General features: G+C 68.6%; 23 protein-coding genes and 1 pseudogene. 14 read left to right on the forward strand and 10 right to left on the reverse strand.

The window, feature by feature from the left end; all coding sequences use genetic code 11:
* Positions 1 to 9 precede the first annotated feature (9 nt).
* The gene (sigJ, locus tag FHR38_RS18380; protein WP_184535821.1) at positions 10 to 978 is read left to right on the forward strand and encodes an RNA polymerase sigma factor SigJ; all 969 of its coding nucleotides are present in this window, start codon (positions 10 to 12) and stop codon (positions 976 to 978) included.
* Here sigJ and FHR38_RS18385 read toward each other — a convergent pair.
* Together FHR38_RS18385 and FHR38_RS18390 are read right to left on the reverse strand one after the other, a co-directional pair.
* Positions 953 to 1,549, reverse strand: coding sequence for a carboxymuconolactone decarboxylase family protein (locus FHR38_RS18385; RefSeq protein ID WP_184535822.1), 597 nt, complete (start codon positions 1,547 to 1,549; stop codon positions 953 to 955). The genes sigJ and FHR38_RS18385 overlap by 26 nt on opposite strands.
* Positions 1,550 to 1,626: 77 nt before the next feature.
* The gene (locus FHR38_RS18390; protein ID WP_184535823.1) at positions 1,627 to 3,219 is read right to left on the reverse strand and encodes an acyl-CoA carboxylase subunit beta; all 1,593 of its coding nucleotides are present in this window, start codon (positions 3,217 to 3,219) and stop codon (positions 1,627 to 1,629) included.
* Positions 3,220 to 3,425: 206 nt separating this feature from the next.
* On the opposite strand from FHR38_RS18390, the gene FHR38_RS18395 reads away from it, so the two are divergent.
* Positions 3,426 to 4,301 (forward strand): biotin--[acetyl-CoA-carboxylase] ligase, encoded by an 876-nt coding sequence (locus FHR38_RS18395; protein ID WP_184535824.1) that lies wholly within the window; start codon positions 3,426 to 3,428, stop codon positions 4,299 to 4,301.
* A 119-nt stretch (positions 4,302 to 4,420) separates the two neighbouring features.
* Positions 4,421 to 4,993, forward strand: a complete 573-nt coding sequence (locus FHR38_RS18400) for a PH domain-containing protein (protein WP_184535825.1) — start codon at positions 4,421 to 4,423, stop codon at positions 4,991 to 4,993.
* Between the two features lie 115 nt (positions 4,994 to 5,108).
* Here the strand turns inward: FHR38_RS18400 and FHR38_RS18405 are convergent, their stop codons facing one another.
* From FHR38_RS18405 to FHR38_RS18415, 3 genes and pseudogenes are all read right to left on the reverse strand, one after another.
* The gene (locus FHR38_RS18405; RefSeq protein ID WP_184535826.1) at positions 5,109 to 5,621 is read right to left on the reverse strand and encodes a MaoC/PaaZ C-terminal domain-containing protein; all 513 of its coding nucleotides are present in this window, start codon (positions 5,619 to 5,621) and stop codon (positions 5,109 to 5,111) included.
* 254 nt (positions 5,622 to 5,875) lie between these two features.
* Positions 5,876 to 6,487, reverse strand: a pseudogene (locus tag FHR38_RS18410) (GtrA family protein); the annotation flags it as partial.
* Positions 6,488 to 6,556: 69 nt separating this feature from the next.
* Positions 6,557 to 7,096 carry a GtrA family protein gene (locus FHR38_RS18415; RefSeq protein WP_184535828.1) on the reverse strand — a complete coding sequence of 180 codons (540 nt, stop codon included), beginning with the start codon at positions 7,094 to 7,096 and terminating at the stop codon, positions 6,557 to 6,559.
* A gap of 470 nt (positions 7,097 to 7,566) precedes the next feature.
* On the opposite strand from FHR38_RS18415, the gene FHR38_RS18420 reads away from it, so the two are divergent.
* From FHR38_RS18420 to FHR38_RS18430, 3 genes are all read left to right on the forward strand, one after another.
* Positions 7,567 to 9,423: a phosphoenolpyruvate carboxykinase (GTP) gene (locus FHR38_RS18420; RefSeq protein ID WP_184535829.1), complete on the forward strand. Its 1,857-nt coding sequence runs from the start codon at positions 7,567 to 7,569 to the stop codon at positions 9,421 to 9,423.
* Positions 9,424 to 9,453: 30 nt separating this feature from the next.
* Positions 9,454 to 10,341, forward strand: coding sequence for a hypothetical protein (locus FHR38_RS18425; RefSeq protein WP_184535830.1), 888 nt, complete (start codon positions 9,454 to 9,456; stop codon positions 10,339 to 10,341).
* A 76-nt stretch (positions 10,342 to 10,417) separates the two neighbouring features.
* Positions 10,418 to 11,188, forward strand: a complete 771-nt coding sequence (locus FHR38_RS18430; protein ID WP_184535831.1) for an isoprenyl transferase — start codon at positions 10,418 to 10,420, stop codon at positions 11,186 to 11,188.
* A 51-nt stretch (positions 11,189 to 11,239) separates the two neighbouring features.
* Here FHR38_RS18430 and otsB read toward each other — a convergent pair whose 3' ends face one another.
* The 3 genes from otsB to FHR38_RS18445 form a co-directional block, all read right to left on the reverse strand.
* Positions 11,240 to 12,064, reverse strand: a complete 825-nt coding sequence (gene otsB, locus FHR38_RS18435) for a trehalose-phosphatase (RefSeq protein WP_184535832.1) — start codon at positions 12,062 to 12,064, stop codon at positions 11,240 to 11,242.
* A gap of 53 nt (positions 12,065 to 12,117) precedes the next feature.
* Positions 12,118 to 12,486 (reverse strand): hypothetical protein, encoded by a 369-nt coding sequence (locus FHR38_RS18440; protein WP_184535833.1) that lies wholly within the window; start codon positions 12,484 to 12,486, stop codon positions 12,118 to 12,120.
* Positions 12,487 to 12,649: 163 nt separating this feature from the next.
* Positions 12,650 to 13,150, reverse strand: coding sequence for a helix-turn-helix domain-containing protein (locus tag FHR38_RS18445; RefSeq protein WP_221449818.1), 501 nt, complete (start codon positions 13,148 to 13,150; stop codon positions 12,650 to 12,652).
* 204 nt (positions 13,151 to 13,354) lie between these two features.
* Between FHR38_RS18445 and FHR38_RS18450 the strand changes: the two genes are divergently transcribed.
* The 6 genes from FHR38_RS18450 (at position 13,355) to FHR38_RS18475 (ending at position 18,888) form a co-directional block, all read left to right on the forward strand.
* Positions 13,355 to 13,738 carry a hypothetical protein gene (locus tag FHR38_RS18450; protein ID WP_312882251.1) on the forward strand — a complete coding sequence of 128 codons (384 nt, stop codon included), beginning with the start codon at positions 13,355 to 13,357 and terminating at the stop codon, positions 13,736 to 13,738.
* The gene (locus tag FHR38_RS18455) at positions 13,738 to 14,070 is read left to right on the forward strand and encodes a hypothetical protein (RefSeq protein WP_184535835.1); all 333 of its coding nucleotides are present in this window, start codon (positions 13,738 to 13,740) and stop codon (positions 14,068 to 14,070) included. Before FHR38_RS18450 ends, FHR38_RS18455 begins: the two co-directional genes overlap by 1 nt.
* Positions 14,071 to 14,445: 375 nt before the next feature.
* Positions 14,446 to 15,885 (forward strand): RNA 5'-3' helicase PhoH2, encoded by a 1,440-nt coding sequence (gene phoH2 / locus FHR38_RS18460; protein ID WP_184535836.1) that lies wholly within the window; start codon positions 14,446 to 14,448, stop codon positions 15,883 to 15,885.
* A gap of 297 nt (positions 15,886 to 16,182) precedes the next feature.
* Positions 16,183 to 16,860 (forward strand): aggregation-promoting factor C-terminal-like domain-containing protein, encoded by a 678-nt coding sequence (locus FHR38_RS18465; protein ID WP_184535837.1) that lies wholly within the window; start codon positions 16,183 to 16,185, stop codon positions 16,858 to 16,860.
* A 234-nt stretch (positions 16,861 to 17,094) separates the two neighbouring features.
* Positions 17,095 to 17,745, forward strand: coding sequence for a rhomboid family intramembrane serine protease (locus tag FHR38_RS18470; RefSeq protein ID WP_184539864.1), 651 nt, complete (start codon positions 17,095 to 17,097; stop codon positions 17,743 to 17,745).
* 174 nt (positions 17,746 to 17,919) lie between these two features.
* Entirely contained in the window at positions 17,920 to 18,888 is a 969-nt protein-coding gene (locus FHR38_RS18475; RefSeq protein ID WP_184535838.1) for an NAD(P)/FAD-dependent oxidoreductase, read from the forward strand.
* A 20-nt stretch (positions 18,889 to 18,908) separates the two neighbouring features.
* Here FHR38_RS18475 and FHR38_RS18480 read toward each other — a convergent pair whose 3' ends face one another.
* Both FHR38_RS18480 and glpX read right to left on the reverse strand, forming a co-directional pair.
* The gene (locus tag FHR38_RS18480; RefSeq protein WP_312882572.1) at positions 18,909 to 19,904 is read right to left on the reverse strand and encodes a DMT family transporter; all 996 of its coding nucleotides are present in this window, start codon (positions 19,902 to 19,904) and stop codon (positions 18,909 to 18,911) included.
* Between the two features lie 4 nt (positions 19,905 to 19,908).
* Positions 19,909 to 20,940, reverse strand: a complete 1,032-nt coding sequence (gene glpX, locus FHR38_RS18485; protein WP_184535839.1) for a class II fructose-bisphosphatase — start codon at positions 20,938 to 20,940, stop codon at positions 19,909 to 19,911.
* 87 nt (positions 20,941 to 21,027) lie between these two features.
* Here glpX and FHR38_RS18490 point away from each other — a divergent pair, with 87 nt between their 5' ends.
* A complete protein-coding gene (locus FHR38_RS18490; RefSeq protein ID WP_184535840.1) occupies positions 21,028 to 21,717 on the forward strand; it encodes a DUF4245 domain-containing protein in 690 nt (229 codons plus the stop codon).
* 240 nt (positions 21,718 to 21,957) lie between these two features.
* Entirely contained in the window at positions 21,958 to 22,773 is an 816-nt protein-coding gene (locus FHR38_RS18495) for a hypothetical protein (protein ID WP_184535841.1), read from the forward strand.
* The last annotated feature ends 41 nt before the right edge of the window (positions 22,774 to 22,814 follow it).

Below are 22,814 nucleotides of genomic sequence, written 5' to 3' on the forward strand. Positions count from 1 at the left end.
GCCGACTCGATGGAACTGACGTCGGAGTTCGAGCAGCACCGGCCGTACCTGATGGCGGTCGCGTACCGGATGCTGGGCAGCCGCACCGAGGCGGAGGACGTCGTACAGGAGGCGTGGCTGCGCTACCAGGCCGCCGACCGAGACGGTATCCAGGAGCTTCGGGGCTGGCTCACCACCGTCACCGGCCGGCTCTGCCTCGACACGTTGCGCTCGGCCCGGGTACGCCGAGAGGCGTACGTCGGGCCGTGGCTGCCCGAGCCGATCGTGTCCCGGCTACCGACCGGCCCGGAGCAGGGCGAAGCCGTCGACCCGGCCGACCGGGCGGTACGCCGGGACGAGGTCAGCTACGCCCTGCTGGTGGTGATGGAACGGCTGACCCCGGAGCAGCGGGTCGCCTTCGTCCTGCACGACGTGTTCGCGGTCCCGTTTCCCGAGATCGCCAGCCTGCTCGGCAGCACCGACGTGGCGGTCCGCCAACTCGCTTCCCGGGCCCGGCGGGTCGTGGCCGCCGAGGACGGTTCAGCGCGTCACCGGCCGGACCCGGCCGAGCAGCGTCGGGTGGTCGACGCCTTCGTCCGGGCTGTGGAGGCCGGTGACCTGGACGCGCTGCTGGGCGTGCTCGCGCCGACCGTCACCGCGACCGGCGACGGCGGCGGTGTGGTCAACGCCGGCCGGCGCTCGATCGTGGGTGCGGAGAAGGTGGCGCGGTTCCTGCTGGGCATATTGCGTCGGGCGGTGGACGAAAGCGGCACGCTGCTGGTCGAGCCGATCCTGGTCAACGGCGACCTGGGTCTGCTGGTGGACCTGACCCGGCCCCAAGGTCCGGCACTGCGGTTCAGCATGGCGTTCGCGTTCGACGAATCGGGTCGGATCGCGCACATCTACGACCAGCTCAACCCGGCCAAGCTCACCGGGCTGCCACCACGGCTGACACCGGGGCTGCCAGCACAGCTCAGCTCTGCGGAGCAGCCTCGCTGATCTGCGTCGCCCAGGGCACCGGGCAGGCGTCCCCGCTGGTGTAGCCCTGGGCGGTTAGGCCGAGCGCGTGGTTGGTCCGGGCCCGCATGTTCTCCAGGCTGATCGCGTACGTCAGCTCGACCAACTGTGCCTCGTCCAGGTGTTCGCGAAGCGCGGTGACCAGTTCGTCGGTGACGTCCATCGGCAGGTCGGTCATCGCGTCGGCGAACCGGAGGGCGAGCTTCTCCAGCTCGGTGAAGGCGTCCGAGGTCTGGTAGCGGCTCAGCTCCCGGTGCCGCTCCACCGAGAAGCCGGCCTTGAGCGTGAGCATGGTGCCGAAGTCGACGCACCAGGAGCAGCCGACTCTCGTGGCCACCCGGTGCACCACCAGGTCCCGTAGCGCTGCGTCGAGGCGGCCTACCGCCTTCCCGTACGTCATCTCGTGCACCGCCGACGTCCACATCAGCGCGGGGTGGTGGGCGGCGGCTCGGAACGGTTCCGGTACCTCGCCGTACATGCGTCGGGCGACCCGGAACGCGAGCCGAGTCAGCCAGCTTGCCTGCTTGTCAGCAACGAGTGCGATACGTGTCATGCGGAGAGGACGGGCCGGGTCGGTGCGGTGTGACCGGCTGAGAGCTGGGTCACGGACCCGACCCGCCCGTCAACGCACTACAGCGGGATGTTGCCGTGCTTCTTCGGCGGCAGGGTCTCCCGCTTGGTACGCAGCACCCGCAGCCCCCGGACGATCTGCCCCCGGGTCTCGTGCGGGGCGATCACCGCGTCGACGTACCCCCGCTCGGCGGCGATGTACGGGTTGGCCAGGGTGTCCTCGTACTCGGCGATCTTCTCGGCCCGGACAGCGGCCGGGTCCTCGGTGGCGGCCAGCTCCGACCGGTAGAGGATGTTGACCGCCCCCTGCGCCCCCATCACCGCGATCTGGGCGGTGGGCCAGGCGAAGTTGAGGTCGGCCCCGAGGTGCTTGGAGCCCATCACGTCGTACGCCCCGCCGTATGCCTTGCGGGTGATCACCGTGATCTTCGGGACGGTGGCCTCGGCGTACGCGTAGATCAGCTTGGCGCCCCGGCGGATGATGCCGTCCCACTCCTGGCCGGTGCCGGGCAGGAAGCCGGGTACGTCCACAAAGGTGAGTACCGGGATGTTGAACGCGTCGCAGGTACGGACGAACCGGGCCGCCTTCTCCGAGGCGGCGATGTCCAGCGTCCCGGCGAAGTGCATCGGCTGGTTGGCGACCACGCCAACCGGGCGGCCCTCGACCCGGCCGAAGCCGACCACGATGTTCTGCGCGTAGAGCGGGTGGACCTCCAGGAACTCCCCGTCGTCCAGGACGTGCTCGATCACCTGGTGGATGTCGTACGGCTGGTTGGCCGAGTCGGGCACCAGGGTGTCCAGCTCCCGGTCGGAGTCGGTGACGTCGAGGACCGCCTCGGCCGGGTACGCCGGCGGGTCGTCCAGGTTGTTGGCCGGCAGGTACGACAGCAGCGCCTTGACGTAGTCGATGGCGTCTTCTTCGTCGGTGGCGAGGTAGTGCGCGTTGCCGCTCTTGGTGTTGTGGGTACGCGCCCCGCCCAGCTCCTCCATGGCCACGTCCTCACCGGTGACCGTCTTGATCACGTCCGGTCCGGTGATGAACATGTGCGAGGTCTGGTCGACCATGACGGTGAAGTCGGTGACCGCGGGGGAGTAGACCGCGCCGCCCGCGCACGGCCCCATCACCAGCGAGATCTGCGGGATCACCCCGGAGGCGCGGACGTTGCGGAAGAAGATCTCGCCGTAGAGGCCGAGGCTGACCACACCCTCCTGGATGCGGGCGCCACCGGAGTCGTTGATGCCGACGACCGGGCAGCCGATCTTCATGGCCAGGTCCATCACCTTGACGATCTTCTGGCCGAAGACCTCGCCGAGCGAGCCGCCGAAGACCGTGAAGTCCTGGGCGAAGACACACACCTGCCGGCCGTCGACGGTGCCGTAGCCGGTCACCACACCGTCCCCGTACGGGCGGGTCCTCTCCAGCCCGAAGTTGATGGACCGGTGCCGGGCCAGCTCGTCCAGTTCGACGAAGGAGCCCTCGTCGAGCAGCATCTCGATTCGTTCCCGAGCGGTCTTCTTGCCCCGCGCGTGCTGCTTCTCCACAGCCCGCGCCGACCCGGCGTGCACCGCCTCGCCGGTACGTCGTTCCAGGTCCGCCAGTTTGCCCGCGGTGGTGTGGATGTCGACCTCGGTCGCACTCTGCTGCCCAGTCACGCCAGCGATCGTAACGATGGTTAAGCCCGTTGGCGCTGTGCACTTCCCCTCAATCGCCGCTGGGCACCTCCATGCGTGGCCCACCGGCGGCGTCGCAGACCGACCGGCGAGCGGCGAGCGGCGGCGTCGCAGACCGACCGGCGAGCGGCGAGCGGCGGCGTCGCAGACCGACCGGTGACCGACGTTGCCGGGCGTAGGCTGACCGGATGCCTGGCTCGCCGTACACGGATCTGGACCGCCCGCCGCTGGACGAACGTCGGCTGCGTCGGGCGCTGGTCACCCCGTACGGGCCGTGGAACCGGTTGGAGCTACGCGCCGAGACCGGCTCGACCAACGAGGACGTGGCCACCGCCGCCCGAACCGGCGAACCGGAAGGGCTGGTGATCGTCGCCGAGCGGCAGACCGCCGGTCGGGGGCGGCGCGGTCGGGTCTGGCAGTCGCCGGCCCGCGCGGGCCTCGCGACCAGCGTGCTGCTCCGGCCCGGCGAGGCGGACGCGCATCACGGTTGGGAACCCGCACCCCCCTCCCGGTACGGCTGGCTGCCGTTGTTGGCCGGCGTCGCGCTGGTCGAGGCGGTGTCCCAGCTGACCGAGCTGGAGGCGGCCCTGAAATGGCCGAACGACCTGCTGATCGGCGGGGCGAAGTGCGGCGGGATCCTGGCCGAGGCGTTGCCGGCGGCCGACCCCGGTCAGCCGCCCGCCATTGTGCTCGGTATCGGGCTCAACGTGACGCTGCGCGCCGACGAGCTGCCGTCGAACCCCACCGGGTTGCCCGCCACTTCCCTGCGGCTGGCCGGTGCCCCGGTCACCGACCGCGATCCGCTGTTGCGTGCCCTGCTCCGCGCGCTGGCCGCCTGGTACGGCCGTTGGCGGGCGGTGGACGGGGACGCGGAGGCGTGCGGCCTACGTGACGTCTATCTCGACTCCTGCGACACCATCAGCCGTCAGGTGCGGGTGCTGTTGCCGACGGGCGTCGATCTGATCGGCGAGGCGACGAGTGTCGACCCGGACGGTCAGCTGGTGGTCCGGTCTGCCGACGGCGAGCACCGGGTGGCCGCCGGGGACATTCTTCACCTCCGCTGAGGAGCGGGCCAGAGCAGTCTGGGCGGGCGGCGCAAAAAGTCCCGACCGTCAGGTACGCCATCTCGTGGACCGGAGCCGCTACGGTCAGCGCGGACATTCGCGTACACGAGGAGGTTGGCGTGGCATTCCCCGAAGACGTGCTCACTGAGGACGAGCATGTCGTACTGCACCTGCATCCGCACTGGAAGGCACTGATCCGGCCGGTGCTGGTGCTGGTGCTCGCCATCGCCGCAGTGGTGGTCGGCTCCGTGTTCCTGCCCGAGGGCGGCGCCGGCACGATCGGGCTCTACGTCATCGCCGGGCTCGGCCTGGCGCTGGTGGGGTGGCTCAGCCTGTGGCCGTTCCTGGTCTGGCGTACTACCCACTATCTGTTCACGAACGAGCGGGTGCTGCTCCAGCACGGTGTGCTCGCCCGGGAGCGTCGGGACATCCCGCTGGGCCGGATAAACGACCATTCGATGAGCCAGCGGTTCATCGAGCGGCTGCTTGGTTGCGGCACGTTGACCATTGAGTCGGCCGGTGAGCGGGGCCAGTCGGTGCTGGTCGACATCCCGGGAGTGGAGCAGGTGCAGACCAAGCTCTACGAGTTGGTGGAGGACCATCACGACAAGCATTCGCTCGGTGACGGCGAGATGCGGAACATCCTCGCCGACATGAACGAGGGCAAGCCGCTGCGCGAGCAGCCGCAGTAGTTCAACGAGGCCGGGTACCGGTCAGCGAGGTGGGGCAGTAGTCAACGAGGCCGGGGAGGCTGCGGGCCGGCTCCTGGTGGAGCCGGTTGGTCGGCCCCGGCCTGCGTGGCGAGGTCTAAGCCCCGGCCTGCCTGGCTTGGTCGCCCCCGGTCCGCATGACGAACCAACCTCGGAAGCGGGTCCGCAGTACCTCGCGTTCGGGCTGGCCGTCGGCGTCCAGCCGGATCATCGTGCCGATCAGGGTGACGGTGCCGAGCCCGGGGCGGGCGGTCGACGGCTTGCTCCCCACCACGTCGAGTCGTACGGCGAGCCGATCGTCGGCGCGTACCGGGGCCAGCCAGCGGAGCTCCTCCAGACCGGGGGACGCGTCGGCGGCGGCCCGGGACAGCAGGCTGTCCACATAGGCGCGCATGAAGAGGCTCACCGTGTAGAAGCCGCTTGCGATCAACCCGCCGTGGTGGCTCTGTCCGGCCATCGCCGCGTCGATGTGGTACCACTGCGGGTCGAATCGACGCGCGAAGGCCAACATCTCGGTCTCGTCGATGTCGACGACTCCGAGGTCGAAGCTCTGCCCGGGGGTCAGATCCTCGAAGAAGAGTTCAGCGGGGGCACCCGTGCCGGACCACACGGCGGAGGTGGTCAGCGGCCCGAGGGCCGCTGGCTGGCGGCGTGCAGCTCGGCGGCGAGCTCGGCCTCCAGTTCGGCGTCGATCGAGTCGGCGAGTTTGCGGTCGGCTGCCGTGAGGTCCCGGTCGGCCGCCGTGAGGTCCTGGTCGACTGCGGTGAGGTCCCGCTCGGCCCTGGCGGGGTCCCGGTCCACCGGGACGAGCCGGCCGAGGGCGGCGTCGAGGTCCGAGTTGGTGGTCGGTGCCGACCGGGCCTGGGGCACCGTAACGGCACCGGCGGGGGCCTCGTCCGGAGTCGTCTCCTCCAGTTCGGCCACCGCCTCGGCGAACTCCGCGACCGGGTCCAGCTCGGCCAGGATCTCGCCGGGGTGCTCGTCGCGGGCGGCGGCGTCGACGTCGGGGGTGCCATCGGTGACCGGTGGTGCGGTGTCGACGTGGGTGGGGCCGAAGACGAACGTGCGGTAGGACCAGAACCGGAAGGCGGTTCCCAGGACCAGGCCGGCGGTCTTGGCAACGTTGATCGCCAGCAGGCTGGTCATGCCCAGCCCGTACTTCGCCAGCGCCAGGACGCCCAACTCGATGACCAGCCCGGTGGCGTTGAACAGGAAGAACAGGGCGTATTCCCGGCGCATGGCCGACTTTGGTCGGTCCCGGTAGGTCCAGTGCCGATTCATCAGGTAGGACGTGATGGTGGCCACGACGGTCGCGATGACCGTTGCCTTCAGCTGACCATCGGCAAACACCGTCAGTGCGAGCGCATTGAACACTGCGTAGTTGATGATCGTGTTCGCGCCACCTACGATGCCGAACTTCAGCGCCTCGTGGACGAACTTCTGCCAGCGGTCGGGCAGTAGGCGGACAAGACGCATGTAGACACCTTAAAGCAGCGAGAGGGACGGACCGGAGAGCCCGGTGGGAGATGGGGGGAGAAACACTGATTAGTCACTCTTCGTAATCACATCGGGCGCATCCTGTGCTGCGGGTCCAACGAAGACGAAGCGTCGATAGGACCAGAAGCGGAACAGGGTGCCGAGGGCGGCGCCGACCAGGTTGGCGGAGATGTTGTCGGCCAGGAGTGACTTGAACACGGAGGGCCAGATGGCGCCCAGTCCGTAGTGGCTGATGCCGAGGCAGGCCACGGCGATGCCGAGCCCGACGGCGTTGAAGAAGAAGTAGAGGGAGTATTCGCGGGCCATGCCGGACCGTTCTCGGTGTCGCCAGGTCCAGAACCGGTTGCCGACGAAGGCGATCGTCGCCGCGACCACCGTGGAGAAGGTCTTGGCGGTCAGTCGTTCCATGCCGAGTCGGGTGACCGCATAGTTGAACAGCGCAAGGTCTACGAAGAAGGCAAAACCGCCCACAACGCCAAATTTGCCCAACTCGCGGACGAGATGGCCAAACCGGTCGAGGAGTAGGTAGCGGAGGCCTCGACGGGTGCCCGATGGGCTCGGCTGGCCGCCGGTAACGGTCGATGGCACGGGTTCGAGCCTACCGGCTGCGGCCCCCGCTCACCGGTAGCAACGTCGATCCGGGATGTCGGTGGAGCAGGCGGAAAAGCGGAAGTGTTGTCTGTGAGACAGAGGTTACCCTCTGTCAATTGTGGGGAAGTGGGATGGAATGAACGGCCAACCACCCGGACACCGCCCCGAGAACGAACCGTCAGCCGTCTCGCCTCTCGCGAACCGCCAACTGTCCTAGAGGGAACTGGCGAAGATCAGAGATGGAGTTCGAAGGATTTGCGCGAAACTGCGCGTAGCAGCGACGAATAGTTCGCGTTGCGGCAGCTTGCCCAAAGCTTGTGCAGTTCTTCACAACCAGTCCCGCTGCCCCGGGCCTTCCCCCGGTTTACGCTGATTGGAATCCCAGGTATCACGAAGGCGAAGCGGTTCCCGCCCGTCAGAGTCGTGCATCCCAATACCGGTCAATGTCGACCACAAGGAGATGTGTCATGGTTGCTCCGGCCACTGTTCGGGGTATCGATCAGGCCCCGACCTCCCACCCCAAACTGCTTGCCTGGGTCCGTGAAGTCGCCGAATTGACCACCCCTGAGCGGGTCGTTTGGGTCGACGGCTCGGACGAGGAGTGGCAACAGCTCACCGACGAACTGGTAGAGGCCGGCACGCTGGTCCGATTGAACCCAGAGCGCAAGCCGAACTCGTTCTGGGCACGTACCGACCCATCAGACGTGGCGCGGGTGGAGGAGCGCACCTTCATCTGCTCGGTCGACGAGGCCGATGCCGGGCCCACCAACAACTGGATGGCGCCGGCCGAGATGAAGCGGACGATGACGGAGCTCTACCGCGGTTGCATGCGCGGTCGCACGATGTACGTCATCCCGTTCTGCATGGGCCCGCTGGAGGCCGAACAGCCCATGTTCGGCGTCGAGATCACCGACAGCCCGTACGTGGTCGCCTCCATGCGCATCATGACCCGGATGGGTAGCAAGGTGCTGGCCGGAATGGGCGACAACGCGGACTTCGTGCAAGCGCTGCACTCGGTCGGTGCCCCGCTGGCCGCCGGCGAGCAGGACGAGATCTGGCCGTGCAACCAGACCAAGTACATCTCCCACTTCCCGGAGAGCCGGGAGATCTGGTCCTACGGCTCGGGCTACGGTGGGAACTCGCTGCTGGGCAAGAAGTGCTACTCGCTGCGGATCGCCAGCGTGATGGGTCGGGACGAGGGCTGGCTCGCCGAGCACATGCTGATCCTCAAGATGACCTCGCCAGAGGGCAAGGTCTACCACATCGCCGGTGCGTTCCCGTCCGCCTGCGGCAAGACCAACCTGGCCATGGTCGAGCCGACCATCCCGGGCTGGAAGGTCGAGACCATCGGTGACGACATCGCCTGGATGCGGTTCGGCGAGGATGGCCGCCTCTACGCGCTCAACCCCGAGTACGGACTCTTCGGCGTGGCACCGGGCACCGACTGGAAGACCAACGCCAACGCCATGCGGACGCTGGACCGGGGTAACTCGATCTTCACCAACGTCGCCCTCACCGACGACGGGGACATCTGGTGGGAGGGGATGGGCGAGCCGCCGGCCCACCTCGTCGACTGGAAGGGCAAGGATTGGACGCCGGAAAGCGGGGAACTCTCCTCCCACGCGAACAGCCGGTTCTGCACCCCGATCAAGCAGTGCCCGATCCTGGCCGACGAGTACGAGGACCCGCGCGGCGTACCGATCGACGCGATCCTCTTCGGTGGCCGGCGTAGGGACACCGTCCCGTTGGTGACCGAGGCCCGCGACTGGGTGCACGGTGTCTACATGGGAGCGACCCTCTCCTCGGAGACCACCGCTGCCGCCTCCGGGCAGGTCGGCGTCGTACGCCGCGACCCGATGGCGATGCTGCCGTTCATCGGCTACCACGCGGGTGACTACTTCCGGCACTGGATCGAGATGGGCAAGGGCGTCGACGGTGACGCCGAGAAGCTGCCGAAGGTCTACTACGTCAACTGGTTCCGCAAGGACGCCGACGGCAAGTTCCTGTGGCCCGGCTTCGGCGAGAACTCCCGGGTGCTCAAGTGGATCGTCGAGCGGATCGAGGGCAAGGCAGAGGCGGTCGAGACGCCGATCGGTATGGTGCCGACCATTGACGCGCTCGACGTCGACGGCCTCGGCCTCACCCGCGAGGACATTCGGATCGCCCTCAAGGTCGACGTCGACGAGTGGCGCGACGAACTGCCGCTGATCACCGAGTGGTTCGAGAAGTTCGGCGACAAGCTGCCCGGCGTGCTCTGGGCGGAGTTGGACGCGCTGCGCGCCCGCCTCGACGCCGAGCAGGCGGTCGAGGAGCGTCGGGCGTAGGACTGGCCCGCACCGGGCATCATCATCAACATGACGACGACGGCCGCCGCGACGAAGGTCCGGCGGCCGTCGGCTGTCCGCGTTCTGACCGCACTGCTGGTCGTCACCGCGTTGACCACCGTCGTGGTCGAGCTTCTCAACTGGCGGTACGCCCCGGAGTCCGGCTTCGGACTGGCGGTCCGTACCGGTTGGGCGCTGCTGCGTTCACTGGGCTTCCTCGTCCTGATCCGTCAGGTGCGCCGGGGTCGCAGCGCGGCCCGCCCGTTCGGGCTCATCCTGGCCGTGACCACCGTCTTCGCGGTGGGTCGGCTGGTCGTGCCCCGCGCCGGCGTTCCGCCCCTACCCGGGGTGCTCGGCTTCGCCACGCTGACCCTTCTCTGCGGGGCGGTGGTGTGGCTGCTCTACCGCTCGCCTGCGGTGCGGGAGTTCATGGTCCGGCATCCGGGTCGACTCGTCATCGATCGGCAGGGCATCTCCTGGCGGGAGGTGCCACCCCGGCGTCCGCCGATCGCCGGCTGGTTGCTTACCGTACGGGCAGCGGTGTTCACGTACAGCCCGTTGATGCTGGTGCCCTGCCTGGTGGCGGTCGGCGAGGTCGTCACCGGGCGGATCCTCGCCGGGCCGATCGTGGTGTTGTGGCTGGTCGCCGCCTTCGGCGTCAGCTACGTGGTGCTCTTCGGCACATTCTTCCTCCTGCGAGGGCGACGGTGGGCAGCCGGGCTGCTGGTCGTGGTCACGCTGGTCGTACTCCTGGTGGACCTGCCGTTGTGCTGGTTCCTGCTCGGTGTCGACGGGCTGGTCCGCGACGGTGGCCCGCTGGTGGTGGCGGCCGGGATCGCGCTGTACGGCCTGTGGCGGGCAGCGATCACGGAGCGTCCGGTGGGCACCGAACCCGCGGCGGCCGACGTCGTGATGTGACCAGCGATACCCTGGTGGGGGCCGGTGCGGGTCGGTAGTCGACACACCGCCGGACGCAGTCGCTACTCTCAAGGTGATGACTCTGCGGGACCTTATCTACTCCGTGTACGAGCGGCGACTGACGGCGAAGCTCGCCGGACGGCCGGTGCCCCGGCATGTCGGGGTGATGTGTGACGGAAACCGGAGATGGGCCAAGGAGATGGGGTACGTCGACCCCAACGATGGGCACCGGGTCGGCGCGGCCAAGATCAAACATGTCCTCAACTGGTGTGACCAGGCTGGTATCGGGCACGTCACCCTCTACCTGCTCGCCACCGACAACCTGCGCCGCCCGGCCAAGGAACTCGACCCCCTCGTGAAGATCATCGAGGACCTGGTCGTCGAGTTGGCTGAGGAGGGCAACCCCTGGCGGCTGCGCATGGTCGGGGCGCTCGACCTGCTGCCGACCCAGACGAGCGGGACGTTGAAGGCCGCCGAGGAGCACACCCGGGACCGGGACGCCGGGGCGCAGGTCAACATCGCCGTCGGGTACGGCGGCCGGCAGGAGATCGCCGACGCCGTACGGTCCCTGCTCCAGGAGCACGCGGCGGCCGGCGGCACCATCGAGGAACTGGCCGAGGTGCTCGACGTGGAGCACATCGCGGAACACCTCTACACCCGGGGACAGCCCGATCCCGACCTGGTCATCCGGACCAGCGGTGAGCAGCGCCTCTCCGGGTTCCTGCTCTGGCAGTCGGCCCATTCGGAGTTCTACTTCTGCGACGTGAACTGGCCGGACTTCCGGCATGTCGACTTCCTCCGGGCGCTGCGCTCGTATGCCAGCCGGCAACGCCGCTACGGTGCCTGACGCCGCGATCCACGATGCGCTCACCGGTCCTCGTGCCGGCCTCTCGTTCCGTCAGCTGAGCCGGTGTACGGCCTCGGTGAGGAAGTCGCCGAGTGCCTCGGGGGACTCGATGGTCAGGTCGGCCGCCGTGGAGACCTCCTGACCGGTCTCCGGGTTGGCCACGGCCACGCAGATCCCGAAGAAGGAGGGGTCTGCGGCTTCCCTGGCCCGTAGGGCGGCGAATGCCTTGATGTCGGAGACGTCGTCACCGAAGTACCAGGCGCAGCCGGCCGATGGGACGGCTTCTCCGATCACCATGCCCTTGTCCCGATCGACCGGCGGCTTCAGCTCGATGACCATACGCCCACACTGCACCCGCAGGCCGAGTCGTCCAGCCTGCGCCTGGCCCCACGATTCGACGGCTGCGGCCAGTTCGGGGGCGGTGCGATAGTGCAGGGCCACGGAGAGCCGCTTGTATTCCACCAGCGTCCCCTCGGGCAGCTCGGCCCGGGCGCGCTCAGCCAGCTCGACCATGGTCGGCACCCAGGGCAGGGCAGCCGGCTCGGTCACCGTCTCGGCGGACCCGTGGCTGTGCTCCAGGCCGTAGAGGCCGTAGAGGTCGACGTCGGTGAGCGAGGCGAACCGGTCGCGCAGGAACTCGACCGGACGGGCCGAGACGATGGCCACCCGCTGCACCACCTCGGTGAGGGCTTCGATCGCCGCGAGGACCTTGGGTGCCGGCTGCACGGCGGTGGGATCGTCCTCGACCGGGGCGAGTGTGCCGTCGAAGTCGAAGAACAACACACATTGCCCGGCTCGGTCGACGGTGGCGTTCCACGCCTGGTCGACGGAGAAGGGGCGGGTCAGCTGATGGTTTCCAGAGTTGTACGGCCGCACGGGCGTCAGCGTACCCCGGCAGCTGTCCGTTCGGACGACCTGTTACTGAACGTTCAGTCGTCGCCTCCGATCATTGCGCGTCGTCCGTGCAGTCGCGGACCGATGGGCACCACGGCCGCGTCCGGGTTGTGGCTGAGCAGATAGCCCTCGACGAAGCCGGCGTTGTGGTCGCCCGCGCGGCTCTCGATCTCGTTCAGCCGGGCGACGAGGAACTCGGTGAGGGCGGTGATCCGCCCGATGAGCCGGTCGTGCAGGTCGGCGACCACGGCCAGCACGGTGGCGCTGGCGGCGGCGGTGATGGCGAGCACGTTCAGGACCACCGGAACCTGCTGACCGTTGACCGTGCCGATTACGACGTTGGCGGTCACACACAATGTCACTGACACTGCGGCCACCACTACTGCCATCCATTTCAGGGTCATGGGCTTGACCCCTCCTTCTGTCCCGCAGGGCTGGGTTCGGCCTTGTCCCGTCCCCCCGCCGACGACGAGCCCAAGCAGTACGAAGAGGCACGCTAGCGCGCCCGTTCAGCCCGGAACAGGGTGCAGATGGCGCAGAGTATGCAGTTTTTCGCCATCTGAGGAACTAGCCTGCTTGTTTGCCCCGTTTTCCGGCATTAGGCGGCATTATTGGGCGATAAGCGAGGTAGCGGATGGTTTCCCGAATATGAAACTTCTCTGCGTCGGAGACGTTCGGGTCCACGAGTCGCCGGAGCAGTGCCTCCACGTCCGGGTCCATCGGTGGCGCGTTGGGCGTTGGGCGTGCGGGGGTGCCCCGGTCCCAACCGAGCACCCCGAAGGCGATGGTCGGGCTGATGCCGAGCCCTTCGCAGAACGCGACGACCCGCTCGGCTTCCGGGTCGCTGGCCCACTCGCCGCGTACCCAACGGTTGAGGGTCTGACGGGAGACCCCGGTGCGGCGGGACACCTCGGAGCCGGTCCATGCGCGGGTGGCACGGGCATCGGCCAGCGCCTTGCGAATGAAGGCGGCGAAGGCGATTTTTCGCCCATGGGCACGGTCCGACACCTGGTGACGGTACGGCCAGCTTGCCGGCCGCGCAGCTGCCCCCGCAGCAATGTATTGCATGCGTGACAGATTCTCACGCTTTCCAGTTTCGGGCGTACTGCCGTTGTCGAGGGGCGTCACGTCGGCAGGGTAGGTGTATTAAGGGGTGACGGTAATCATACGAAAAGCTGATACTGTCACGCGCATGGGACGCCCTACCGTGTGTCACGTGCTTGAGACGATCTGCGTTCAGGCGGGTCACGTACTCGTGACAGGAGTGGTTCGGTGATCGAACTCGCGACCCGCGCCCAGGCATTTGGTCTGATCGCTGAGGGTGTGGCCGCCGGACTCAGTGCTCCCTGGCGTCTCTACCTTGCTCGCGGTTCCCGCTATCTCGCGCTCAACGTGGGTGATCGTGCCGAGTGGGACTCCTGGCGTACCCACCTCGGCTGCCCGGAACTCAGCGTGCGGGTCTACGACGCCGGTGGCGAGATCAGACGGGCCTCGGTCGCCGAGGTGATTCTCGATGGCTGCCGGATCAGTGTCGAACTGGTCGAGGAGGTCGGCACCGACGACCTCGACCGCCTGCCCGTCACCGGCGGACACCCGTCCAGCGCTGGCGATCAGCCGTCCGGCACCGACCGGACCATGCGGGACGGGGAGGAATGATGAGCCCCTTCTTCCTGGTCTTCCTCGTGCTGCTGCTCTGCTCGTCGAGTTACGCGGCCGGGCGCCTACACGGGCAGCTCAGCTACCGGATCGGCTATCGGTTCGGGTACCGGCAGGGTTACTTCGACGGCGACCGGGGGGCATGGAACCGCCGACGCCGGGAGGCGCAGGCCGCCATCGCCTCGGTGCTGGCGGTGCCATCACCCACGACAACTGACAGCGCCCGCACCGTCGTACGTCAGGGAACGACGTACACGGGCGCCTCCTTCGCGGGGACCGCGACCAACGGCGGACGGCACTCCACCGACATCTTCGCCGGCCGCAACGCGTGACCGGCGGCGACGGTGGGGTGAGCGGTCGCCCGCGAACACGGTGCGCCGTCCGTGGCGGACGCGCACCGTCCGGGGTCACCTCAGACCGGTGACGGTGATCCCACCGGCCGGGATGCGCGCAGGGGGCATGCATCCCGGCCGGTCCCAGCTCCGGGCGGTTCCAAGGTCGCACGCTCAGAAGATCAGCGGGATGTGGCTAGCCCAAGCGGTTCTGCCCGGCTAGCGTCTAGGCATGGCGCGGGGTCGTCCCGAGCCAACCGGACGGCCCGGACTCTGCAAGATGCTGTGTGCACGGGGCCACACCCGACCTCGTGCTCCGGGCACCGGACGAGGCGGACTGCGGGTGGACGGGTGCACACCCGCCGGAGCAGGCCTGTGACGACTCGTCGTACCAACCACCGGGCTGAGCAGAGCCCGGCCGCCACTACCACCGGTCGCCGGACCGGTGCCGCCATCGCCGACCGGATCAGCGGCCGTCGCCGTAGCTCAGGCAAGTCGGCTGCCGAGCCAGCGGAGCCCGAACCGGCTCGCCACGTATACGTCCTGGACACCTCGGTCCTGCTCTCCGACCCGGCGGCCTTCCACCGGTTCGCCGCACACGAGGTGGTCCTACCGCTCGTGGTCATCACCGAGTTGGAGGGCAAGCGTCACCACCCCGAACTCGGCTGGTTCGCCCGGCAGGCCCTGCGGGCGCTCGACGAGATCCGGGTCCGGCATGGGCGACTCGACCAGCCAGTACCGGCCAACGAGGCCGGCGGCACCCTACGGGTGGAGTTGAACCACGCCGACAGCGGATCGCTGCCGGTGGGCTTCCGTACCGAGTCCAACGACACCCGGATCCTCTCCGTCGCCCTCAACCTCGCCGCCGAGGGGCGCGACGTCACCCTGGTGAGCAAGGACATGCCGCTGCGGGTCAAGGCGGCGGCGGTCGGGCTCGCCGCCGACGAGTACCGGCACGGCCAGGCCAGCGATCCGACCTGGACCGGGATGTCCGAGCTGGGACTGGGGACGGAGCAGGTCGGCCAGTTGTACGCCGGTGAGGCGGTGGACCTGGACGAGGCGGCCGGACTGCCCTGTCACACCGGACTGGTGTTGCAGTCTCCGCGCGGCTCTGCCCTGGGGCGGGTACTGCCCGACAAGACGGTACGGCTGGTCCGCGGGGACCGGGAGGCGTTCGGGTTGCGGGGCCGGTCGGCGGAGCAGCGGATCGCGCTGGACCTGCTGCTCGACGAGTCGATCGGAATCGTCTCCCTGGGGGGCCGGGCGGGCACCGGGAAGTCCGCGCTGGCGCTCTGCGCCGGCCTGGAGGCGGTGATGGAACGGGGTCGGCACAAGAAGGTCATCGTCTTCCGTCCGCTGTACGCCGTCGGCGGGCAGGAGTTGGGCTATCTGCCCGGCTCGGAGTCCGAGAAGATGTCGCCCTGGGCCCAGGCCGTCTTCGACACCCTCGGAGCGGTGGTGCACGAGAACGTCATGGACGAGGTGCTGGCTCGCGGGATGCTCGAAGTACTTCCGTTGACCCACATCCGGGGTCGCAGCCTGCATGACGCCTTCGTCATCGTCGACGAGGCCCAGTCACTGGAGCGAGGCGTACTGCTCACCGTGCTGTCCCGGGTCGGGCAGGGGTCCCGGGTGGTGCTCACCCATGACGTGGCCCAGCGGGACAACCTGCGGGTCGGGCGGCACGACGGTGTGACCGCCGTGATCGAGGCGCTCAAGGGCCACCCGATTTTCGCCCATGTGACCCTGACCCGTTCGGAGCGCTCACCCATCGCCGAGGTGGTGACCGATCTACTGGAGGACATCCCCGGTTGAGCCGCTGATACGTCCGACTTTGACGCTAATTAGCGGGGAAATTTGGCGTGACCCAAGTCACATTTGAGACGCTTGGTTTCCCATCCGCCTCACCGTGCGCAATCGTGTCCGGTGAGCGCCGCCGGCCGGGGAAGATCGTCGAGGATGATTCACCCCGGCGGTGGACGGGCTCGACGATCATCAGTCGGGTCGGCCACGACTCCCCGGGGTCAGGCGCTTGCGGCACCGGCGTACCGGCCTCACAGGTTCGGCCACCACGATGTGCCGCGTCCTTGCCCCCGACGAAGGGACCACTTCGTGAGTCGGCTGTGGAGCCGGTACGGTGTCCGGACGCTCGCCGTCGCCCTGCTCGCTGTGGGCGTTGCTGGCGGGTACTACCTGGGCGAAGACCGGGAGACCCAGCAACAAGGGATCGAGGCCCAACTCGCCGCGAACGTCGACGAGGCCGAGCTGGCGTTCCAGCGGGAACGGCAGGCGGTCCACCAGTCGGCCACCGCCCGGAAGCGGGCCGCCGAGTACCAGGCCGGCGTCAAGGCGGCCGAGGAGGCCAAGGCGGCGGCCGAGCGGGCCCGTAAGGCCCAGGCAGCGGCAGCGAGCCGCAAGAAGGCGCGCGAAGAGGCGGAGGCCGCCACCAAGCCCTTCACCGGGCCGATCCCCGCCTCGTGCAACGAGTACAGCGGCAACCGGCAGATCGGCTGCGCGCTCCTGTTGCAGAGCGGGTTCGGGCTCGACCAGATGCCGTGCCTGGACAAGCTCTGGACCAAGGAGAGCGGCTGGAACCACAAGGCCAGCAACCCGTCCAGCGGGGCGTACGGCATCCCGCAGGCGTACCCGGGCAGCAAGATGGGCTCGGTGGCCTCGGACTGGAAGACCAACCCCGCGACGCAGATCAAGTGGGGACTGGGCTACATCAAGGGTCGCTACGACACCCCGTGCGGCGCCTGGTCGTACTTCCAGGCCAACGGTAGCTACTGACCGGCGGCACACCCTCTGCGTCAACTGAAGAAACCGCAAAAGGGGTACGGATCTGGGGTCCGTACCCCTTTGGGGTTTTTCCAGGGGGCCCTTGTGGGGCCGCTGGCTTCGCCGATCGGTCGAGTACGGGTGGCCTGGTTCGCCAGCACTGCGCACCCGACTGAGTGAACTTCACGAAGGGTCCAGTGGCGGTAGCTCACGATAGCTGATAGCTACTTGTTGGTGATATCCGAGATGCGTGGTCAGGGCGGCGACCCGTCCCAGTTCGGCAGCGAGGCGTTCTACGCCGCGCTCGGCCGAGCCTTCGTGGCCATGTGCGCGGTCGTACCGGTGCTGTTCGTGATCGAGGCGCTGGACATCTGGCTCGGTGCCGGCTTCGACACCCTCGGCGGCATCATCCCCCAGCGGATCGAGGGGCTCGACGGCATCTTCTTCGGTCCGTTCCTGCACCACGGCTTCGACCACCTCTACAGCAACAGCGTGCCACTGATCCTGCTCGGCACCTTCGTGCTCGCCGCCGGAGTCCGCCGTTTCCTCTACTCCACGCTGGTGATCGTCCTCATCAGCGGGCTGGGCGTGTGGATCACCGGCTCACCGAACTCGATCGTGGTCGGTGCCAGCGGAGTCGTCTTCGGCTACCTGGGTCTGCTGTTGGCCCGGGGCATCGTGGAACGCAGCTGGTGGAACCTGGCCGTGGTGCTGCTGGTGGGCATGCTCTACGGCGGGCAGTTGATCGGGGTGTTCCCCACCAACGAACAGATCTCCTGGCAGGGGCACCTGTTCGGGCTGCTGGGCGGAATCGTCGCGGCGGTGCTCTTCCGCCGCCGGCGGCCGCGCAACGACGACGACCCGTATCGGACCGAGTCGACCCTGACCCTGCCCTGACCGGCCTGACCCTGCCCTGACCGGCCCTGCCCTGCCCTGCCCTGCCCGGTCCCGGCCTGGCAATTGGTGCCAGATCGGCGTCTTGCCGGGCCACACCACCGCCCCCTACCGTCGAACCAGCAGACGACGCTCCCCGGGAAGTGACGCCCGGTAGCCGGAAGCGACGGTGAGCACATGCGCGAGGTCGATGTCGCCATCATCGGAGCCGGGCCGGCCGGCCTCTTCGCGGCGTACTACGCCGGCTTCCGGGGACTCTCCGTCACGGTCGTGGACGCGTTACCCGAGGCCGGTGGTCAGGTCACCGCGATGTATCCCGAGAAGGTCATCTTCGACGTCGCCGGATTTCCCTCGATCAAGGGGCGGGACCTGGTCGCCAACCTGGTCGCCCAGGCCGCGCCGTTCGCGCCGGAATACCTGCTCGGCATCCGGGCGGAGCACCTGTCGTACCTGGCCGACCGGCCGGTGGTCACCCTTTCCGACGGTGCACGACTGCACTGCGGCTCGGTGCTGATCACAGGTGGGCTGGGCAGCTTCACCCCCCGACCGCTCCCGGCGGCCAGCCACTTCACCGGCGACGGTCTGGTCTTCTTCGTACCGCACCTGGCCGATCTCGCCGGTCAGGACGTGCTGATCGTGGGCGGCGGCGACTCGGCCTTCGACTGGGCGTTGGCCCTGCAACCACTGGCCCGTTCCGTCACCCTGGTCCACCGGCGCGACCGGTTCCGGGCACACGCCGCGACGGTGGCGCGGGTACGTCAACTCCCGGTCCGGATCGTCGTCAACGCCGAGGTGACGAAGGTCCACGGGGACGGCGCGATCGTCGGCGTCGACCTGCGGGTCAAGGGTGGCGACGCCCAGACCGTACCGGTGGACACCCTGGTCGCGGCGCTGGGCTTCACCGCCGACCTCGGGCCGTTGGCCGACTGGGGACTGACCCTGGACAGGCGGCACATCCTGGTCGACAGCACGATGGCGACCAACCTGCCCCGGATCTTCGCCGCCGGGGACATCACCGAATACCCCGGCAAGGTTCGGCTGATCGCCACCGGCTTCGGTGAGGCGGCGACGGCGGTCAACAACGCCGCCGTGGTCATCGACCCGGCCGCCCACCTCTTCCCAGGGCATTCCTCCGACGTCGGGTGAGTGTCAGGAGGTGCCGACTCCTACCGCCTTCTGTCGTGGAAGGGACCCTTCCCAACCGCAAAGCGGGGGAGTGAGGACGCGACGGCCACCGCCGCCAGGGTCAGCAGTGCGCCCAGCACGGTGTCGATCCCCGGCCGGAGTTCGGCGGTCGTGGGAGCCACCAGATCGATCAGGACCGCCCCGACGACCTGCCCGGCGATGGTCGACAGGCCGAGCAACAGCACACCGGTGAACCGGACCACCGCGGCGGCGATCGCGATGAAGACGATGCCGATCGGCCCGCCCAGATAGAGCCACGGCTCGGTGGGCCACTGGCCGGCCGGCCAGCCCCGTAGCGCGACGTCCACGGCGAGGGCGACGAGTAGCGCGGCCGTACCGACGAGGAAGTTGACCCCGGTGGCGGTCAGGGCACTGCCGGCGGCGACCCGTACCCGGCCGTTGACCGCCTGCTGCCAGGCGATGCCCATCCCGGCGAGCGCCGGCAAGACCGCGAACCCCAACGCCGTCGAATCGTCCAGCCGGTCGCCCACCGAGAGCAACACCGCGAGTACGGTGAGCACGGCGCCGGCGAGTCGGGCCGCCGTGACCGGTTGCCGCCCGAGCGGGCCGATCCCGGCCCGGTCCACGGCCAGGCTGCTGGCCGACTGACCGGCGACCACGGCCACGGTGAACACCGCCACCCCCAGCGTCCCGACGGTCAGCCCCTGGGTGACCACCAGGAACGCACCACAGATGCCACCCAGACACTGCCACGGCCGCAGCGTGCCGCCCCGCAGCGCAGTACGCAAGACCGCCAGCCCGCGCCGTCCGGCCGGGACGGCGGGCACCAGCACGAGCAGCACCAGCAGCCCGACGCCGAACGAGACGGTGGCTGCGGCGATGCCGTCGTCGAGACGTACGCCCAGCTCACCATTGATGCGCGACTGTACGGCCACGGCGGCCCCGGAGGCCACGGCGAGTGCGACGCCGATCGCTCGGCGCGGCGCCGGTGGTTCCGGGGCCGTCGAGGGGTTGATCAAGTTAGTCCTGTTCTGCCAGGGGTCGGCCGTCGAAGTCGACGGCCGAGTAGAGCGCCAGCTTCTCCAGGCGGTGGTAGGAGTCGATGACGCGGATGGTGCCGCTCTTGGAGCGCATGACGATCGACTGCGTGTACGCCCCACCGGCGCGGTAGCTGACCCCGCGCAGCAGGTCACCGGAGGTGACACCCGTGGCGACGAAGAAGCAGTTGTCACCGGTCACCAGGTCGTCGGTGCCCAGCACCCGGTCGAGGTCGTGTCCGGCGGCCAGCGCCTTGTCCCGCTCCTCGTCGTCCTTGGGCCAGAGCTTCGCCTGCAACGAGCCGCCCATGCACTTGAGCGCGCAGGCGGCGGTGATCCCCTCGGGCGTACCACCGATGCCCATGAGCACATCCACCCCGGATTCGCCCCGGGCGGCGGCGATCGCACCGGCGATGTCCCCGTCGGAGATGAACCGGATCGCCGCGCCGGCCCGGCGGATGTCGCGTACCAGGTCCTTGTGTCGGGGCCGGTCCAGTACACAGACGGTGACGTCGGATACGTCGGTGCCCTTCACCTTGGCGATTCGCCGCAGGTTCTCGGCCACCCCGGCGTTGATGTCGACGACGTCGGCGTAGGCGGGCCCGACCGCCAGCTTCTCCATGTAGAAGACGGCGCTCGGGTCGAACATGGCACCCCGCTCGGCGACCGCCAGTACGGCGAGAGCGTTCGGCATGCCCTTGCTCATCAGCGTCGTCCCGTCGATCGGGTCCACCGCCACGTCAACCTCGGGACCGGTGCCGTCCCCGACCTCCTCGCCGTTGAACAGCATCGGGGCGTTGTCCTTCTCACCCTCACCGATCACCACGACCCCGCGCATCGGGATCGAGTTGATCAGCTTGCGCATCGCGTCGACTGCGGCGCCGTCGCCGCCCTCCTTGTCGCCCCGGCCGACCCACCGTCCGGCGGCCATGGCTGCCGCCTCGGTGACCCGAACCAGATCGAGGGCCAGGTTGCGGTCCAGATTCTGCGGGATCCGGTTGCTGCTGCTACTCACGACGGCTCCTCCTCGCGGCGTTGCGGGGTGGACCGGCAAACTGCGGCGTCCGTCGATGCCGCCGCCGGCATTGGAAGGAATCCTGGCATGTTGGTCAACTTAACGCCGGTTCGGGGCACCGGTGGCCCGGATCGCAGCAGTCGGCCAAGCTGCGAAGATGGGTACGTGGACCTCGCCCAGCCTGCCAGCCCGAGTCAGGACGACCAGCCTGCCAGCCGTAGCCAGGACGACCGTACCCAGGATGAACCCACCCGTAACGTGGAGCCGCCGAGCTCCCAGCGGTCGGTCAAGGACATGGCCATCTCGCTGCTCGTGCTGCTCGTACCGATAGCCCTGCTGTTCGGCTTCTACCGGGCCTTCCTCGGTGGCGACCAGCCCGTGGTGGTCGATACGGCACCGGTCATCGCCCAGGCCAAGTCGGCCAACGCGTTCCCGGTCGGTGAGCCGGTCGGGTTGGCCGGGGAGTGGCGCCCGGTCACCGCCACCTTCCGCCGGTCCGACGACGGGGCGACGTTGCGCCTCGGCTACCTCAGTCCATCCGGCGGCGGCGTGCAGGTGGTGCAGAGCAGCGTGCCGGCCGAGAAACTGCTGCCCACGGAGTTGGCGGCCAGCGGCCCGGCGCAGGGCGCGACCGAACTGGCCGGCCGGAGCTGGCAGCGGTATCCGGCCCGGTCCGGCGAGCGGGCCCTGGTGCTGCTGGAACCGACCCGTACGGTGATCGTGGTCGGTGCCGCCCCCGAGTCGGAACTGCACGACCTGGCGCGTTCGCTGAGTTGACCGGCTCCGCTCCGACGCCGAGTTGACCGGCTCGGCCACGACCGAGACAGGTGTGACACTTCTGACCCGGTGCCGGGTCCGGGATCGATCGCAGATAGGCCGGCCGCCGATCGAGAAGTGACGGTCGTCTCCTTCGAGACCGGGCGAACCGGACGGCACGGCAATCAGGTGAGCGCTAGGCTCTTCGGTCTTGACCTCCGGCGGTGGATCACTGTCGGACGATTTCTGGAGTGACTTTTCGTGAAGATTCGACGGTGGACGATTGCCGGAGTTGTTGCAGCGACGCTGCTTACCCCCGGCCTGACCGCGTGCAACTCCGCCACCCCCGCCCCGTTCGACGCCCAGTCGGCAGCGCCGGCCATCCCCGCGGACCCGAAGGAGGCGCTGCTCGCCTCCACCAAGGAGATCGCCAAGGGCAACTTCCGGTTCGCGGTGGAGAGCAATGGGATGAACAGCACCGGCTCGGTGCACATGCCCAGCCGGAGCGCCCAGATGTCGATGAAGGCTGCGGACGCCACCCTCGATTTCTCGATGGAAATAGAGCTCATCTACGTCGAGCCGGACAGCTACGTCAAGATGAAACTCGGCGGCGCACTCGCTGATATGCCGGAGATGGCGTCGTTGAACACCGGCAAGTACATGCACCTCGACCAGTCGAAGGTCAAGAGCATCAAGGACCTCCAGTTCGACTTCAACGACGTCGACCCGGCCGGTGCCGCCCTGCTGACCAAGGCCATCGTCGACGTCCAGAAGACCGGCGAGGGCACCTACAGCGGCAAGATCGACCTGTCCAAGGCGACCGAGGCGGGCCTGAGCGACGAGGACGTGCTCAAGGCGCTCGGTGCCCAGGCCAACTCGCTGCCGTTCACGGCGAAGCTCGACGCGCAGGGTCGGCTGACCGAGCTGGCGATCAAGGTACCGGCAGTCGGTGAGATCAAGGAGCAGGAGCTGAAGGTCACCTACTCCGACTACGGTGCGGCCACCGCGACGCAGAAGCCGGAGGCGAGCCAGACGCAGGAGGCTCCCGCCGGGGTCTACGAAATGTGGAAGGACTGATATCTCCACCTCATCGAGGGGGATGGCCCGCCCGGGTCATC

Origin of the sequence: Micromonospora polyrhachis, assembly GCF_014203835.1 — a bacterium.
GTDB lineage: Bacteria > Actinomycetota > Actinomycetes > Mycobacteriales > Micromonosporaceae > Micromonospora_H > Micromonospora_H polyrhachis.

Bases quoted from the DNA above. Each gene is read 5' to 3' on its own strand.
- sigJ (WP_184535821.1), top strand. From the start codon at position 10: ATGGAACTGACGTCGGAGTTCGAGCAGCACCGGCCGTACCTGATGGCG.
- FHR38_RS18385 (WP_184535822.1), bottom strand. From the start codon at position 1,549: ATGACACGTATCGCACTCGTTGCTGACAAGCAGGCAAGCTGGCTGACT.
- FHR38_RS18395 (WP_184535824.1), top strand. From the start codon at position 3,426: ATGCCTGGCTCGCCGTACACGGATCTGGACCGCCCGCCGCTGGACGAA.
- FHR38_RS18420 (WP_184535829.1), top strand. From the start codon at position 7,567: ATGGTTGCTCCGGCCACTGTTCGGGGTATCGATCAGGCCCCGACCTCC.
- FHR38_RS18425 (WP_184535830.1), top strand. From the start codon at position 9,454: ATGACGACGACGGCCGCCGCGACGAAGGTCCGGCGGCCGTCGGCTGTC.
- FHR38_RS18430 (WP_184535831.1), top strand. From the start codon at position 10,418: ATGACTCTGCGGGACCTTATCTACTCCGTGTACGAGCGGCGACTGACG.
- FHR38_RS18440 (WP_184535833.1), bottom strand. From the start codon at position 12,486: ATGACCCTGAAATGGATGGCAGTAGTGGTGGCCGCAGTGTCAGTGACA.
- FHR38_RS18445 (WP_221449818.1), bottom strand. From the start codon at position 13,150: ATGCAATACATTGCTGCGGGGGCAGCTGCGCGGCCGGCAAGCTGGCCG.
- FHR38_RS18455 (WP_184535835.1), top strand. From the start codon at position 13,738: ATGAGCCCCTTCTTCCTGGTCTTCCTCGTGCTGCTGCTCTGCTCGTCG.
- FHR38_RS18470 (WP_184539864.1), top strand. From the start codon at position 17,095: ATGCGTGGTCAGGGCGGCGACCCGTCCCAGTTCGGCAGCGAGGCGTTC.
- FHR38_RS18475 (WP_184535838.1), top strand. From the start codon at position 17,920: ATGCGCGAGGTCGATGTCGCCATCATCGGAGCCGGGCCGGCCGGCCTC.
- FHR38_RS18490 (WP_184535840.1), top strand. From the start codon at position 21,028: ATGTTGGTCAACTTAACGCCGGTTCGGGGCACCGGTGGCCCGGATCGC.